Source organism: Micromonospora sp. NPDC047465 (genome assembly GCF_040643125.1).
Lineage (GTDB): Bacteria > Actinomycetota > Actinomycetes > Mycobacteriales > Micromonosporaceae > Micromonospora.
In genome coordinates, this window is record NZ_JBEYTP010000014.1 from 1 (window position 1) to 14931 (window position 14931).

At 72.2% G+C, this 14931-nt stretch carries 13 protein-coding genes and 1 pseudogene; 8 read left to right on the top strand and 6 right to left on the bottom strand.

Features of this window, described 5'->3' with window-relative positions; genetic code table 11:
- Nucleotides 1–412: 412 nt before the first annotated feature.
- The 4 genes and pseudogenes from ABZ793_RS15015 (at nt 413) to ABZ793_RS15030 (ending at nt 2805) form a co-directional block, all read left to right on the top strand.
- A complete protein-coding gene (locus ABZ793_RS15015; RefSeq protein WP_357457086.1) occupies nt 413–634 on the top strand; it encodes a hypothetical protein in 222 nt (73 codons plus the stop codon).
- A gap of 709 nt (nt 635–1343) precedes the next feature.
- Nucleotides 1344–1547 (top strand): hypothetical protein, encoded by a 204-nt coding sequence (locus tag ABZ793_RS15020; protein ID WP_357457088.1) that lies wholly within the window; start codon nt 1344–1346, stop codon nt 1545–1547.
- An 18-nt stretch (nt 1548–1565) separates the two neighbouring features.
- Nucleotides 1566–1757 (top strand): annotated as a pseudogene (locus ABZ793_RS15025) (DUF6228 family protein); the annotation flags it as partial.
- Between the two features lie 70 nt (nt 1758–1827).
- Nucleotides 1828–2805, top strand: a complete 978-nt coding sequence (locus ABZ793_RS15030) for a zinc-binding dehydrogenase (RefSeq protein WP_357457090.1) — start codon at nt 1828–1830, stop codon at nt 2803–2805.
- Between the two features lie 54 nt (nt 2806–2859).
- Here ABZ793_RS15030 and ABZ793_RS15035 read toward each other — a convergent pair whose 3' ends face one another.
- Nucleotides 2860–3708 carry an SDR family oxidoreductase gene (locus ABZ793_RS15035; RefSeq protein WP_357457092.1) on the bottom strand — a complete coding sequence of 283 codons (849 nt, stop codon included), beginning with the start codon at nt 3706–3708 and terminating at the stop codon, nt 2860–2862.
- 121 nt (nt 3709–3829) lie between these two features.
- Between ABZ793_RS15035 and ABZ793_RS15040 the strand changes: the two genes are divergently transcribed.
- The gene (locus ABZ793_RS15040; protein ID WP_357457094.1) at nt 3830–4189 is read left to right on the top strand and encodes a helix-turn-helix domain-containing protein; all 360 of its coding nucleotides are present in this window, start codon (nt 3830–3832) and stop codon (nt 4187–4189) included.
- Nucleotides 4190–4489: 300 nt separating this feature from the next.
- Nucleotides 4490–5371: a trypsin-like serine protease gene (locus ABZ793_RS15045; protein WP_357457096.1), complete on the top strand. Its 882-nt coding sequence runs from the start codon at nt 4490–4492 to the stop codon at nt 5369–5371.
- 163 nt (nt 5372–5534) lie between these two features.
- On the opposite strand, the gene ABZ793_RS15050 is transcribed toward ABZ793_RS15045, so the two are convergent.
- Entirely contained in the window at nt 5535–6134 is a 600-nt protein-coding gene (locus ABZ793_RS15050) for an ATP-dependent Clp protease proteolytic subunit (RefSeq protein ID WP_350701539.1), read from the bottom strand.
- Nucleotides 6135–6269: 135 nt separating this feature from the next.
- On the bottom strand, nt 6270–6794 hold the full coding sequence (locus tag ABZ793_RS15055; protein ID WP_357457098.1) for a helix-turn-helix transcriptional regulator: 525 nt from the start codon (nt 6792–6794) through the stop codon (nt 6270–6272).
- Nucleotides 6795–7053: 259 nt separating this feature from the next.
- Here ABZ793_RS15055 and ABZ793_RS15060 point away from each other — a divergent pair, with 259 nt between their 5' ends.
- Together ABZ793_RS15060 and ABZ793_RS15065 are read left to right on the top strand one after the other, a co-directional pair.
- Complete coding sequence (locus ABZ793_RS15060; protein WP_350701536.1) at nt 7054–8067, top strand: NAD-binding protein; 1014 nt, start codon at nt 7054–7056, stop codon at nt 8065–8067.
- 346 nt (nt 8068–8413) lie between these two features.
- Nucleotides 8414–10213 (top strand): trypsin-like serine protease, encoded by a 1800-nt coding sequence (locus tag ABZ793_RS15065; RefSeq protein ID WP_357457101.1) that lies wholly within the window; start codon nt 8414–8416, stop codon nt 10211–10213.
- Nucleotides 10214–10339: 126 nt separating this feature from the next.
- On the opposite strand, the gene ABZ793_RS15070 is transcribed toward ABZ793_RS15065, so the two are convergent.
- From ABZ793_RS15070 to ABZ793_RS15080, 3 genes are all read right to left on the bottom strand, one after another.
- A complete protein-coding gene (locus ABZ793_RS15070) occupies nt 10340–11374 on the bottom strand; it encodes a 2-oxoacid:ferredoxin oxidoreductase subunit beta (protein ID WP_357457103.1) in 1035 nt (344 codons plus the stop codon).
- Nucleotides 11367–13214, bottom strand: a complete 1848-nt coding sequence (locus tag ABZ793_RS15075) for a 2-oxoacid:acceptor oxidoreductase subunit alpha (protein WP_357457105.1) — start codon at nt 13212–13214, stop codon at nt 11367–11369. Before ABZ793_RS15075 ends, ABZ793_RS15070 begins: the two co-directional genes overlap by 8 nt.
- A 301-nt stretch (nt 13215–13515) precedes the next feature.
- Nucleotides 13516–14928 carry a hypothetical protein gene (locus ABZ793_RS15080; RefSeq protein ID WP_357457107.1) on the bottom strand — a complete coding sequence of 471 codons (1413 nt, stop codon included), beginning with the start codon at nt 14926–14928 and terminating at the stop codon, nt 13516–13518.
- Between the last annotated feature and the right edge of the window lie 3 nt (nt 14929–14931).

The following is a 14931-nucleotide window of genomic DNA, read 5'->3' on the forward strand; positions in this document are numbered from 1 at the left end:
TCGGTTGTCCTCACAAACCATCGATGATCAACGCGGTGGCCGTCCTCATGCCCACGCCACGCCCAACGCCGAAGGCAAGTGACGTTGGAGTATTAAGGGAGTTCGACAAGTTCTTCGCGCAGCATCGCCATCGCTACCCTGCGGTGAGAATGGAAGGCTGAAGGCGGACCCGGTCGCTGCCATCACACCCGCCCGCCGACGGCGTGGCGACGCTCCCTGCGGGATTGACCGGCGGCGCTATCGTGCCCGGGTGACCCGGACCCGCCTCACTGTCACCGCCCTACTGGCCGCTGCCGCCCTCACCGGCTGCGGCGGCAGCGCCGAATCCGCCGCGGCCCCGTCCAGTCCGTCTACTACCTCCGCGGCCCCAACGCCGTCGTCTACGACCGACGACCGGCGGGGATGCCGAGCCGTGATCGCCCTTGGCGACACCGACCCGACCGAGTTCCGCAATGCGGGCGCGCTCGCCGCCGAGTCCACCGTGCCCGGCATCAAGCAGGCCGGCATCGATCTGATCAACGCGGCCAACGACGCCGGCACGCTCCCCTGGCTCGACGCGAACATCGCCATGGACCGGGCGGCGCTCGCCGTGTTGGAGGCGTGCACTGACGAGTTCGGCGACGGGCCCTGGTAGACCGAGACGACGAAGTGGCCCCCCACCTCCCTGAACCAGGGCGCTTCGCTGCCGGGGCAGCAGGGACCGGTCGGCGAGGTGTTCGACTTCGGCTTGCCCGTTGAAGGTGATGTGCCAGGTGTGGAAGCGGAAGCCGATGCCCCAGCCGGGTCGCCAGTGCCAGTGGTTGCGGATGCGGGTGGCCGTGGGACTGCCATGGTCGCTCCAGGTTGTCAGGGGAGTTGGCGGGCTGCGCCGGTGGCGCAGAACTCGGTGATCGCTGCTTGGAGGCTGCGGGCTTCGCTGCTCGTGGGTAGCGACGGTGCTGGCGATGGTGCGGCCCACGTCGGGCAAGCGATGGACTGGTGGATGGAGTCGCTGTTCGGGCGGCAGGGTGAGAACGGGGGAGAGGGCCGAGAGAGCGCCATCGAGGCTGTTGGCGTTGAGGTGTGCCGAGGCGGCCCAGATGCGGATTTGGGCGAGCGTGCCGTAGGCGACTGAGGGGTCCGCTGTGGCTTTCGCGAGAGCGTGGTTCGCGTGTTCGGTGGCGCTGGCGGCCTCACCGATGCGGAGCAGCACTGCGCCGCGTAGTTGGGCTGGCGTACGGCAGCGCAGGCGAGCAGTCCGCGTCCGGAACCGTCCGGGGGAAATGGGCGTCTTATCCCGGACGGCGCAAGTTCGGTGCACACTGTCCGAGCAGGTGGTACGCGCCCAGCGGAGGAGGTTGACCATGAAAGCACGGACCTTGCTGCTGGCACTGGCGGCGCCGGCCGTCATGGCGCTGACGGCGTGCGGGCAACCGGCCGCCGGGCAATCCGCCGCCGGGCAGCCCGAACCGGTCGTATCTGACTGGCCGAATCAGGGGAGGCTCACCGACTGGGCGGCGGCCGTCGAGCGCGAGGGCCAGCAGAACCATCCTGTGCGAGCAGTGTAGTGATGCCGCGGCTGGGACGGTGCCCGCCGCTGGTGGTCTCCGGGGAGCCACCTGGAACTCGACGCGCGGCACGACGGACGGGGCCACGTGTCGCTCGGTGTCACGCTGCGCGAGCCGGGGCCGGGTCATGACGACAGCGGCTGGTCGGCCCGTTCGGCGTTCGACCTGGAGGCCGGTGAGGAGTTGACCCGCTTCGCGGCGGACCCGCGCGACTTCCTCGGTGTTCCGGGCCGCCGGTCGGGGTTGACCTCAAGCGAGGTTGAGGTAGTCGGATGGGGGCATGCGTGCGATTCAGCTTCACGAGTTCGGTCCCCCGGGAAACCTGGTGCTCGACGACGTGCCGGACCTGTCGCCCGGCCCCGGTCAGGTACGGATCGCGGTGTCGGCGAGCGGCGTGCACCTGCTCGACACGAGCCTGCGCCGGGGCGAGGCGGGCGGCCCGATGCCGCTGCCCGACCTGCCCACCATCCCCGGGCGGGAGGTCGCCGGTGTCGTCGACGACCTGGGCGAGGGCGTCGACGGGTCGTGGCGCGGCAAGCGGGTCGTCGCGCACCTGGGCATGGTGCCGGGCGGGTACGCCGAGCAGGCGGTCACCTCGGTCGAGTCGCTCTACGCCGTACCGCGGAATCTGACCTGCGCCGAGGCGGTGGCGGCGGTCGGGACGGGGCGGACGGCGCTCGGCGTCTTCGACCTGGAGACGCCGACGGCGGACGACGTCGTCTTCGTCCCGTCGGCGGCCGGTGGGGTGGGCTGGCTGCTGGTGCAGGCGGCGCGGACGACCGGCGCCACCGTGGTGGCGGCGGCGCGTGGCGCCGACCGGACGGCGGCGCTGCGCGACCTCGGCGCGGACATGGTGGTGGACTACGGGCTGCCGGACTGGACCGATCGGGTGCGGGAGCAGGTGGGCGGCCTGAGCCTGGTCTACGACGGGGTGGGCGGCGCGGTGGGTCGGGCGGCTCTGGAGCTGTTGAGGCCGGGCGGCCGGTTCATGATGTTCGGCTGGTCGGCCGGCGAGGCGACCCGGATCGGGACGGACGACGTCATCGGGCGCGGCCTGACCGTGGGCTGGCTGGGGCAGCGGATGCGCGCCCTGCCCGGCGGCATCCCGGCGCTGGCCGCCCGGTCGCTGGAGCTGGCCGGGAAGGGCTGGTGGCGCCCGTTGGTCACGACCTATCCGCTGGCCGACGCCGCCACGGCGCACGCCGACCTGGAGGGGCGCCGGGCGCTGGGCAAGGTGGTGCTGACCGTGGAGCGTTGACCGGGTACCCGGCCGCCCCGCCGACGACGCGCGGGGCGGCCGGGTGGGCGGTCGTCAGAGCGCGGCGCGGATCGCCTCGGCCAGCGTCGTCGGCTGCCGGCCGATCAGCTTCGCGAGGTCGTCGCTCTCGACGTCCAGGTCGCCCTGGGCGATGCCCCGGTCGCCGTCCGCGAGCACCTCCGCGTACGCCTGCGGCACGCCGGCGCCGGCGAGCACCTCGGCGTACTTCTCGACGGCGAGGTCGGTGTAGCCGACCTGGCGACCGGTCTGCCGGGACAGCTCCTCGGCCAGCTCGGTCATGGTGATCGGCGCGCCGGCCAACTCGTACACCCGGTTGGCGTGGCCCTCGGTGGTGAGCACCGCCGCCGCGGCCTCCGCGTAGTCGGCGCGGGTGGCGACGCCGATCCGGCCGTCGCCGGACGCGCCCACGACACCGTGCGCCAGGTACGTGGGCAGCTGCGGGAGGTAGTTCTCGACGTACCAGTTGTTGCGCAGGAAGACGTACGGCAGACCGGAGGAGCGGATCTCCTGCTCCGTTGCGCGGTGCTCGCTGGCGAGGATGAGGCTGGAGGTGTCGGCCTTGGCGATGCTGGTGTAGACGACCAGCCCGACGCCGGCCTCCTTGGCGGCGGCGACGACGTTGCGGTGCTGCTGCACCCGCTGCCCGACCTCGCTGCCGGAGACGAACATCAGCTTCTCGGCCCCGGCGAGGGCGGCGCGCAGCGAGTCGGGGTCGCTGTAGTCGGCCCGCCGCACCGTCACGCCGCGCGCGGCGAGGTCGGCCAGCCGGTCGGTGTCCCGGCCGAGCGCCACGACCTGCCCGGCGGGTACGCCCCGGCGCAGCAGCGAGTCGACGATCAGGCGGCCGAGGTGGCCGGTGGCGCCGGTGACGACGATGGACATGGGCACTCCTTGCGTACGTGCGGGATGGTGTCTGACGTCATCGGCAACGGGAATGCGAGCGCGATACTTCCCGTTGGAGAGTAGGCACCTTGAAGTGCGTGACTTACCGATGGAGAGTGCGATGCACCCGAACGTCTACGCCCGCAACTGCGGCAGCCGGCAGGTGCTGGACCGGATCGGCGACCGGTGGAGCGTCCTGGTCGTGCTCACCCTCGCCGACGGCACGAAGCGCTACGGCGAACTGGCCCAGCGGATCGAGGGGGTGAGTCAGAAGATGCTCACCCAGACCCTGCGGGCGCTGGAACGCGACGGCCTCGTGACCCGGACGGTGCACGCGAGCGTCCCGCCGCGAGTCGACTACGCGCTGACCGACCTCGGCCGCAGCCTGCTCGACCTGGTCGCCGGGCTCGAGTCCTGGGCCACCACCCATCTCGACGAGGTGGAGGCCGCCCGCGCCCGCTACGACGCCGAGCCTCGCTAGGCCGCCGGACGGGGCGCGGGCGTGTGTCGGGGAGGGCGGCCGACGGCGCGGACGACAGCCGGAGCCGGTGTTTCGCCGGCGCCGCGAGAAGGCCGGCCCACCGCGAAGGCCGACCTCCGGATGTAACGAGATTCGCTGACAAGACGCTGCGCTTGCAGCCCGCGAATATTCCCAGCTCCGGGAATAGGCTCCGCATATCGACGGCCGCCACCTGCGGCCATCGCGTACCGCGCGTCGGACGCGGATCGAGGGGGCGCGTCCGGCGCCGGTGCCGCTTCTCGTTTCACACCGGAGGACCCTGTGCGTCGTACCGCACTCTTCGCCACACTGACCACCGCGGCGCTCGCCGCGGCCGTCCTCGCCGCCACACCGGCATCCGCGATCAACACCTACAACGCCCTGCCCGCCCCGGAGCGCACCGAGGTCGGCGCCCTGATCGTGCAGTGGGACCGCGACGGCGATCCCGGCACGCCGGACGTCGTGGACTGGTACTGCTCCGGCACCATGATCGACCGCGACGTCTTCCTGACCGCGTCGCACTGCACCACCGACTGGTCGCCGGGCGCCCGCTTCTACGTCTCGCTCGACCAGGACGTGGAGGCGGAGCTGGCCGCCGCGAAGGCCGCCGGGCTCAGCCCGGCGCAGGTGGCCGCCGCCGTCGGCGTCGAGGGCACCGAGCACGTCCACCCCGACTACCCGGGCAACTCCGCCGACTCGCACGACATCTCCGTGGTCACCCTCGACACCGCGCAGGCGGCCGAGCTGGACCGGCGCTGGGACTTCACCCCGGCCACCCTGCCGACGGCCGGCCAACTCGGCGCGCTCGGCTCCCGGGCGCTCGACGCGGCCCGCTGGGAGGTCATGGGGTACGGCACGGCGGAGGCCCAGCGCGAGCCCGGCGGGCACGTCCACCCGGGCGGCGGGGTGCGGATGAAGGCGGAGGTCGGCTTCGCCGCGCTCAACAACACCTGGGTGCGGCTCGCCATGAACGAGAGCCGCGACTACGGCGGGGCCTGCTACGGCGACTCGGGCGGCCCGAACTTCGTCACCATCGGCGGGCAGCGGCTCCTCGCCGCCACGACGATCACCGGCGACGCCCCCTGCTACGCCACCAACGTCACCTACCGGCTGGACAGCGACAGCGCCCGCGACTTCCTGGACGACTTCGTCGACCTGCCCTGACGGCGGAACGCGACGGCGGCCGGCGGGACCATCGCCGGCCGCCGTCGCGCGTCACCGCCCGGCCGCCCCCGTCGCCGTGGTGCCGGCCGCCGGGGCCGGCCGGTCCGGCTGCCGTGCCGGCTCGGCCCCGCTCGCCCGGCCGCCGCCCGACCCGGCCGGCCGGTCAGCTTTCGGGCAGCTGGGCGACCTTGGTGAGCACCTTGTCGATGAGGCCGTACTCGCGGGCCTGCTCGGCGGTGAACCACCGGTCCCGGTCCCAGTCCTGCTGGATCTCGTCGAGGGTGCGCCCGCTGTGCCGGGCGATCAGCTCCTGCATGGTCCGCTTCACGTGCAGCATGTTCTCGGCCTGGATGGTGATGTCCGCAGCCGTGCCGCCCATCCCGCCGGACGGCTGGTGCATCATGATCCGCGAGTGGGGCAGCGCGTAGCGCTTCCCGGCCGCCCCGGCGCAGAGCAGGAACTGCCCCATCGAGCCGGCCAGGCCGAGCGCCAGGGTGGCCACGTCGTTCTTGACGTAGCGCATGGTGTCGTAGACGGCCATCCCCGCGCTCACCGAGCCGCCCGGCGAGTTGATGTAGAGGAAGATGTCCCGGTCGGCGTCCTCGGCGGCGAGCAGCAGGATCTGGGCGCAGATCCGGTTCGCCGACTCGTCGGTCACCTCGGTGCCGAGGAAGATGATCCGCTCCTTCAGCAGCCGGTTGAACACCTGGTCGTCGAAGGACGGATGCCCACCGTCCAACATGCGTACGCCCGTAGCGATCATCGCGCGCCCTCCCACAGTGCCGGCGGGCGACCGGAGGCGCCCGGGGGACCGGCCCCTTCAGACTGCCCGTCGGACGGCGCTTCGCCGTAACAATTCTGCCGGCGGCAGATCCGCTGAGGGCGGAAGCGGCCGGGCCTAGACGACCGCCAGCCGCCGTCGGCCCGACCGGCACCGTCCGCAGCCGAGCACCGCACGGGTACGCGGCCCGGGGTGACCGCCGCGCGCGGAGGCGGAGTGTCCGACCCGGACGGTCGGCCCGCCGGCCCGGGGAGCCAGGTGCAGCAGCGACCCGCCGGTGCGGAGACCGACCCGGGCGACCGGCGTGACGTGGGGGGCGTCCGCCCGCTCCGGCCCGACCGGGTCGGGGCCGGCCGGAGCGGCCGCGGCGGAGGCCAGTTCCGCCCGGGGCGCCGCCGGGATGCGCGGCTCGACGCGGCGCAGGTCGTCGCGCGCCTCCTCAAGCAGGTCCGACAGGTGGATGCCGAGCGCCCGGCAGATCGCCGCGAGCACCTCCGAAGAAGCTTCCTTCCGACCGCGTTCGACCTCGGACAGGTAGGGCACCGACACCCCGGCGGCCTCGGCCACCTCGCGCAGCGTGCGGCCCTGCCGCAGGCGGAGCCGGCGCAGCACCCCGCCGATCACTCGTCGCAGCAACGACATGCGGGCCTCACTCTCGTGGTCGCCGTCGGGGACACCCCCATCATGCCCTGTCCCGGCCCTGCGGACCGGCCCGTCGGCGCGCCGCCCGTACGGGAGCCGCCGCGGACCAGCGCGTCCAGGTTGCCCGCCCGCGGCCACCGCGGCATCCGGGTCCGGGCGCCCGACCGGTTGCCCCGTCGGCGACCCCGCCGTGCGGATTCCCGTCGGGCCGCTATGTTGTGGGCGTGCAGGCGACGACGGAGTCGGGGCAGGTCATCAGGTGATCCACTTTCCCGCGCAGCGACGGGGCCCGCTTAGCGCGCTGAGCCTCCGCCTTGCCGCCGCCATCGGCCTGGTCTTCGCCACCGTCGCCGTGGTCTACCTCGACCGGGACGGCTACCGCGACGTCAACGAGGACGGCATGACCCTCCTCGACTGCTTCTACTACACGGTGGTCACCCTCTCGACCACCGGCTACGGCGACGTCACCCCGGTCAGCCAGACGGCCCGGCTGGTCAACGTCGTCTACATCACGCCGGCCCGGGTGATCTTCCTGATCATCCTGGTCGGCACCACTCTCGAAGTCCTGACCGAGCAGTACCGCACCGGGCGCCGCCTGTCGCGGTGGAGGAGAGCCGTGAAGGATCACGTCATCATCTGCGGCTACGGCACGAAGGGCCGCAGCGCGGTCTCCGCCCTGCTGGAGAACGGGCTGGACAAGTCCCGGATCGTGGTGGTGGAACGCAGCGGCCCGGCCCTGCGACAGGCCACCTCGGCCGGCCTGGTGGCGATCGAGGGATCGGCGACCCGCTCGTCCGTGCTGAACGAGGCGCACGTCCGCAACGCCAAGGCGGTGATCATCGCGACCGACAGCGACGACGCCTCGGTCCTGGTGGCGCTGACCGTACGGCAGCTCACCGCCGGCCAGGTGCGGATCATCGCCGCAGCCCGCGAGGCGGAGAACGCCCCGCTGCTCAAGCAGAGCGGCGCGCACCACGTGATCGTCTCCTCGGCCACCGCCGGCCGGCTGCTGGGCCTGTCCACCTCGGCCCCGCCGCTGATCGACGTGGTGGAGGACCTGCTCACCCCCGGCCAGGGCATGGCGCTGGCGATGCGCTCCGCCGAGCGGGCCGAGGTGGGCCGCTCCCCCCGAGAGCTGGACTCGCTGGTCATCGCCCTGGTCCGGCGCGGCAAGGTGGTGACGCTGGCCGACAAGGCCGGCGCGGTCATCGAGACCGGCGACATGCTCGTCCACGTCCGCGACGACCGCCCTCAGGCGACCACCACGCCCTGACGGCCCCGCGCCATCCGACGCCGGCTGGGCTGTGCCGGCCTCGCCGGCGGTCGTCCCTGGACGGCCGCCCCGGTCCGAGCCTTTGGGCTGACCAAGAATCGTCTTCGCGGATCTTTTTCCGCGCCGGCTCGTTTGCTACCGTTTGGCGGCTTGGAATCGCCGGTGAGCGTTATCGATCGCAGCCGGGCGCCGTCAATGGCACAGGCACGACGGGGGCTTCATCTTTCGCACGTGGGTTGACGCCCCGCGCGTCGATCGTCGTCTTCCCGTCCGGTCGGGAACAACTCCGCTGAGCCGTTCCGAGCACCTCGTTAATCGAACGACGGGAAATCAATCAGTGGCTGAAGTGGCAACATCCGCAGGAGCCAGGCGGCGTTGGTCGGCCGGCGTCGTCGGCCTCGCCCTCGCCGGCGCGGCGTTCGTCGCGCCCGCTACCGTCGCTCAGGCCGCCCCCGCCGGGGACGGCGTGTACGACGCGGCCAGCGAGTCCGGGACCAGGAACCTGGACAGGCTGCCGAACCTGCACAAGGGCAAGCTGGAGCTGCCCTCGCCGGGCGCCAAGGGACCGCGGTTCCAGACCGGCACGGGTCCGTCGCCGCGCATCGTGAAGGGGGAGTTCGCCAGCGCGTCGGAGTTCCCCTACATCGTCGGCGTCGTGACCAGCTTCAAGTACGCCGGAGAGTTCTACTGGTACTGGTGCACCGGCACGATCATCGCCCCCAACAAGGTGCTGACGGCCGCGCACTGCACCGCCGACGGCCCGGGCACCACCCGTGTCATCGCTGGTAACGACCAACTGCTCGACAGCAACGGCAACATCCTCGGCGGCAGCGGGTACGTCGCCGAGGTCGGTTCCACCTGGACCCACCAGAGCTGGAACATCAGCGCGGTCTACAACGACCCGACGATCCCGATCAAGCACGACGTCTCGGTGCTGACGCTCAAGCAGAACCTGCCCGGCGAGTACACGCCGGTGACGCTGGGCACGCAGGGCGACGCGACGCCGTACCAGGAGGGCACGAGCGCGGTCATCGCCGGCTACGGCGTGACCGACTCGTACGAGGAGAACCCGGACAGCCGCCTGCGCAAGGGGACCGTTCCCATGCGGTCCGACTCGGTCTGCAGCACCTACGGGTACGACCCGAACGCGATGACCTGCGCCGGGGCGGGCACGCCCAGCGTGCCGAGCACCGACACGTGCGGCGGCGACTCCGGCGGTCCGCTGATGGTCGGCGGCAAGCAGGTCGGCATCACCAGCTGGGGCTTCGAGCCGTGCGGCGAGAGCCCGGGCTACTACGTCCGGCTGAACAACTACGTGAGCACGGTCAAGGCGGACCTGACCCGTCCGCCGCTGATCAACGCCGACTGGGGCGGCGACGGTCACACCGACCTCATCGCCCGGGACACCGCCGGCAACCTCAAGCTCTTCGAGGGCGCCGGGTTCGCCAACAACGGGTTCGGCGGCTTCTACTACGCGCCGAAGCAGCTCAACGCGGGCTGGGGCAACGCCAAGCGGGTCTTCCGCGTCTACAACTGGAACGGCGACAAGCGGCCGTCCATCATGTCGCTGAGGACCACCGGCGAGCTGTACATCTACAACACCGACGGCCGCGGCAACTTCGTCGGTGGCGGCAAGCTGATCGGCACCGGCTGGGCGAACTTCACCGCGCTCATGGTGACGAACAACTGGATGGGCAACAACCGCCCGAGCCTGCTGGTCCGCAAGTCCAACGGTGACCTCATCCGCTACACCAGCAACGGTGCGGGCGGCTGGGAGAACCCGGCGGGCACCCGGATCGGCACCGGCTGGAACGGGTTCAACCTGTTCCTCACGCCGGGCGCCTGGAAGGGCGACGGGCTTGAGGTGATCATCGGTCGCACCTCGACCGGTTACCTCAAGATGTACCAGTCTGACGGCAAGGGCGGCTGGACCAACCCGGCCGGCACCCAGATCGGCAGCGGCTGGGGTGGCTTCAAGAGCATCCTCACGCTGGGCGACTGGAACGGCGACAACATGATGGACATGCTGGGCGTCAACAGCAACAACCAGATGCGGCTCTACACGACCAACGGCAAGGGCCAGTGGATCGACGCGAGCGGCAAGGTCATCTCCAGCGGTTGGGGCAGCTACAACCTGATCTTCTGACCAGGGGAGCCACTCCCGCGCAATAACGAGAAGGGGCCCGCAACCGACCGGTTGCGGGCCCCTTTTCGTCCTGGCGTTGCGGCGGCCGGTCGCTCCCCCTCGCGGGGCGGCGACCGGCCGCGCCGGTCAGAGGATGGTCCAGGTGTCCCCGCTGGCGAGGAGCCCGGCGAGCTGCTGCTCCGGGGTCTCGGTCACCGTCGCCTTTGCCGCGTCGAGCTGCGCCTGCACCACGCTGTCGTAGGACGGGCGGTCGACCGAGCGGAACACCCCGATCGGGGTGTTGCGCAGGTCGAGGCCGGGCAGCCGGGACAGCGCGAAGGCGTACGCCGGGTCGGTGACCGTCGCGTCGTGCACGACGATCTCCCCGGGGCTGACCGAGGCGGTCTCCCGGACCTCCAGGCCGAACCCGCCGGGCGGGTGCACGACGCAGAACTGCCCGTCCTTGCCGAACGTGATGGGCTGCCCGTGCTCCAGCCGGATCAGGTAGTCGTCCCGGGTGGCCGGCTCCTTGAGCTGGTCGAACGCGCCGTCGTTGAAGATGTTGCAGTTCTGGTAGATCTCCACGAACGCCGAGCCCTGGTGCTCCGCCGCGGCCCGCAGCACCGACTGGAGGTGCTTGCGGTCGGAGTCGATGGTGCGGCCCACGAAGGTGGCCTCGGCGCCGAGGGCGAGCGAGAGCGGGTTGAACGGGGCGTCGGCCGAGCCGGCGGGCGTCGACTTGGTGATCTTGCCGACCTCGGAGGTCGGCGAGTACTGCCCCTTGGTCAGGCCGTAGATCCGGTTGTTGAACAGCAGGATCTTCAGGTTGACGTTGCGGCGCAGCGCGTGGATCAGGTGGTTGCCGCCGATGGAGAGGGCGTCACCGTCGCCGGTGACCACCCAGACCGACAGGTCGGGGCGGCTGGCCGACAGGCCGGTGGCGATCGCCGGGGCACGGCCGTGGATCGAGTGCATCCCGTAGGTGTTCATGTAGTACGGGAAGCGGGACGAGCAGCCGATGCCGGAGACGAAGACGATCCGCTCGCGCGGGATGTTCAGCTCCGGCATGAACTGCTGGATCGCGGCGAGGATCGCGTAGTCGCCGCAGCCGGGGCACCAGCGCACCTCCTGGTCGGACTTGAAGTCCTTGGCGGTGAGCTTGAGGGCGACGGGCTCAGACATTCTTCAGGACCTCTTCCAGCATCGTCTCCAGCTCGTTGGCCGTGAACGGCAGGCCGCGGACCTGGTTGTAGCCGATCGCGTCGACCAGGTACTTGGCCCGGATCACGTGGGCGAGCTGGCCGAGGTTCATCTCGGGGATGACCACGCGGTCGTAGGAGCTCAGCACCGTGCCGAGGTTGGCCGGCATCGGGGCGAGGTGCCGCAGGTGCGCCTGGGCGATGGAGTGGCCGCGCTGGCGCAGGCCCCGGCAGGCCGCGCCGATCGGCCCGTACGTAGAGCCCCAGCCGAGCACCAGCACCCGGGCGTCGCCGTTCGGGTCCTCGACCTCGACGTCCGGCACCGGGATCGTCTCGATCCGGGCCGCCCGGGTGCGCACCATGAAGTCGTGGTTCGCCGGGTCGTACGAGATGTCGCCGGTCTTGTCGGCCTTCTCCAGGCCGCCGATGCGGTGCTCGAGCCCGGCGGTGCCCGGAACGGCCCACGGCCGGGCCAGGGTCTCCGGGTCGCGCAGGTACGGCAGGAAGGTGGTGCCGTCCTCGCCGTTGGGCTTCGTGGCGAACTCGACCCGCAGGTCGGGCAGCGACTCGACGTCGGGCAGCAGCCACGGCTCGGACCCGTTGGCGACGTAGTTGTCGGACAGCAGGATGACCGGGGTGCGGTAGGTCAGCGCGATCCGGGCCGCCTCGATGGCCGCGTGGAAGCAGTCCGCCGGGGACCGCGGCGCGATGACCGCCACCGGGGCCTCGCCGTGGCGGCCGTAGAGCGCCATGTTGAGGTCGGCCTGCTCGGTCTTCGTGGGCATGCCCGTGGAGGGGCCGGCCCGCTGCACGTCGACGATGACCAGCGGCAGCTCCAGCGCCACCGCGAGGGAGATCGTCTCGCTCTTGAGCGCCACGCCCGGGCCGCTGGTGGTGGTGACGCCGAGCGAGCCGCCGTACGAGGCGCCCAGCGCCGCGCCGACCGCGGCGATCTCGTCCTCGGCCTGCATGGTGAGCACGCCGAAGCGCTTGTGCTTGCTCAGCTCGTGCAGGATGTCCGAGGCCGGGGTGATCGGGTAGGCGCCCAGGAAGACCGGCAGCCCGGAGCGCACGCCGGCGGCCACCAGCCCGAGCGACAGGGCGGCGTTGCCGGTGATGTTGCGGTAGGTGCCCGGCTGCATCTTCGCCGGCTTGACCTCGTAGCGGACCGCGAAGTCCTCGGTCGTCTCGCCGAAGTTCCAGCCGGCGCGGAACGCCGCGACGTTCGCCGCGACCAGCTCCGGGCGGGCGGCGAACTTGCGCTCCAGGAAGCGCAGCGTCGACTCGTAGGGCCGGTTGTACATCCAGGAGAGCAGGCCGAGGGCGAACATGTTCTTGGCCCGCTCGGCGTCCTTCTTGGACACGTCGTGCTCGGCGAGCGCGCCGACCGTCATCGACGTCAGCGCCACCGGGTGCACCACGTAGCCGGCGAGCGTGTCGTCTTCGAGCGGGTTCGCCTGGTAACCGACCTTGGCAAGGTTGCGCTTGGTGAACTCGTCGGTGTTGACGATGATGTCCGCCCCGCGCGGCAGGTCGACGAGGTTGGCCTTGAGCGCCGCCGGGTTCATCGCCACCAGCACGTTCGGCGCGTCGCCGGGGGTCAGGATGTCGTAGTCGGCGAAGTGCACCTGGAAGCTCGACACGCCCGGCAGGGTGCCGGCGGGGGCCCGGATCTCCGCCGGGAAGTTCGGCAACGTGGAGATGTCGTTGCCCAGCTGCGCGGTCTCCGAGGTGAACCGGTCGCCGGTGAGCTGCATGCCGTCGCCGGAGTCGCCGGCGAACCGGATCACCACCCGGTCCAGTTGACGGATCTGCTTGGTCACGCCTGCACCTCGCTTCGCTGTGCGCGGTCGCGCGGGCGGCTGAACATGATGGTGACCTCGCCTAGCCCGGCCACGTGACCTCCTTGACGCACCGCTGCACCGGACCCGCGTGGGGCGGGTCCGGTCCGCCGTAGTTCCTCACCTGAGAGCCTACGTCGGATCGTCCTTCCAACTTTCTTGTAGGCCGCCTTGTGGGATCCGATCGGGCGGGGTTCCACACCGGTTTGCGGTGTTTCCGCCCGCCCGCCGTAATCCAGATCACCGGGGTGCCCGCGATCCGGGTCGGTGACCGGCTTCCGGGTCAGTCCGTCGGCGCGGGTGCCGTCGTCGGCTCCGGCACCGGGGCGCCCAACCGCCGCCGCAGGGAGGTGGTCGCCAGCGTGAGGGCCAGCACCACCAGCAGCGTGGAGACGGCAATCAGGATGATCGCGGTCTGCCGCACCGAGCTGCCCCCGCCGGCGCGCAGGGTGGGGGAATCGGCGGCCAGCACGCCCTGCGACCCGGTCGGGGCGGGCGGCGAGATCACCGGGTTGGCCAGGGCCGCGGCAGCGGTGATCCGGAAGCTCATCTGCACCTGCCGGGCCCGGCCGCTGCGCGGGTCGAGCTTGCCGAGCACCGCGCCGGCCAGCGGGGCCGTCCGCTGGGCCTCGGGCGTCGCGGACACCGGCAGCCGCAGGTGGGCGGCGCGGCCGGCGGGGACCGTGCCCAGGTCGCAGCGGGTCCGCGTCGGGCCGGCGGCGGTGCAGCCCGGCGGCGGCGCCGGCACGGTCACCCCGGCCGGCAGGACCACCTCGACCCGGCCGTCGGCGTCGACCCGGCCGGTGTTGCCCAGGCGTACGTCCAGCCCGCTCGCTCCGCCGCTGATGTCGAAGGCGACCTCGCCGGCCTCCAGCCTGATCCCGGGCGCCGGCGGGCCGGGCGGGAAGAGCACGGCGAAACCCTCGTCGTCGCGCGCCGGCTCCGCGCCGGGGGCGGTCGCGGTGACCTGGACGGAGCCGCTGAGGGGCATCTGCCGCCAGGCGTCGCCGGCCACGCGTACGCGGAGCAGGGTGCTGAACCGGGCGCCCGGCGCGCTCGTCCACTCGCCGCAGCGGTGTGTCCCGCCGCCGACGTGGGCGCAGCCCCGGGTGCCGGCGTCGGTCAGCCCGGCCGGGAGCGTGTAGGCGAGCCGGATCCGGGCGGGCGCCGCCCCGGTGTTGGTGACGGTCACCCGCAGCGCGGTCACGGTGCTCGGCGCGTTCCAGTAGGAGGCGGTCAGGGTGATGTCGTCGGTGGTGACGTGGACGCCGGCCGGGGAGGCCGCCGGGCTGCCCGGTGCGGGCGCGCTCGGGCGCACCGGCGGCACCGACGGCGCCGTCGGCGGCGCGCTGAGGGTCGGTGCGGCGGTGGTCGGCGCCGGCTCCTCCGGGGCCGTGGTCGTCGGGGTCGGCTCGGTCGTCCCGGCCGGCGGCGTGGACTCCGGCGGCGGAGAGGTGGTCGACGGCGCCTCGCTGGGCACCGGCCCGGTGTCCGTCGGGTCCGCCGTAGACGGCTCCGTGCCGGGCTCGCCGGCCGGGTCCGTGGCGGCGGCGGCGACCCGGGCGGCGGTGGGGGCCGCAGCCGCCCAGCCCGGCACCGCGGCGACCGTGAGCCCGACCGCGAGGGAGATCGCCAGCAGGGGAACGGTACGCCGGTCACACGCCCGTCGGCCGGGCCGTACGTCCACGCGGGCCATCTG

Coding starts and splice junctions, on each gene's coding strand:
- ABZ793_RS15080 (WP_357457107.1), bottom strand. CDS start 14,928: ATGGCCCGCGTGGACGTACGGCCCGGCCGACGGGCGTGTGACCGGCGT.
- ABZ793_RS15020 (WP_357457088.1), top strand. CDS start 1,344: ATGAAAGCACGGACCTTGCTGCTGGCACTGGCGGCGCCGGCCGTCATG.
- ABZ793_RS15035 (WP_357457092.1), bottom strand. CDS start 3,708: ATGTCCATCGTCGTCACCGGCGCCACCGGCCACCTCGGCCGCCTGATC.
- ABZ793_RS15040 (WP_357457094.1), top strand. CDS start 3,830: ATGCACCCGAACGTCTACGCCCGCAACTGCGGCAGCCGGCAGGTGCTG.
- ABZ793_RS15030 (WP_357457090.1), top strand. CDS start 1,828: ATGCGTGCGATTCAGCTTCACGAGTTCGGTCCCCCGGGAAACCTGGTG.
- ABZ793_RS15055 (WP_357457098.1), bottom strand. CDS start 6,794: ATGTCGTTGCTGCGACGAGTGATCGGCGGGGTGCTGCGCCGGCTCCGC.
- ABZ793_RS15070 (WP_357457103.1), bottom strand. CDS start 11,374: ATGTCTGAGCCCGTCGCCCTCAAGCTCACCGCCAAGGACTTCAAGTCC.
- ABZ793_RS15050 (WP_350701539.1), bottom strand. CDS start 6,134: ATGATCGCTACGGGCGTACGCATGTTGGACGGTGGGCATCCGTCCTTC.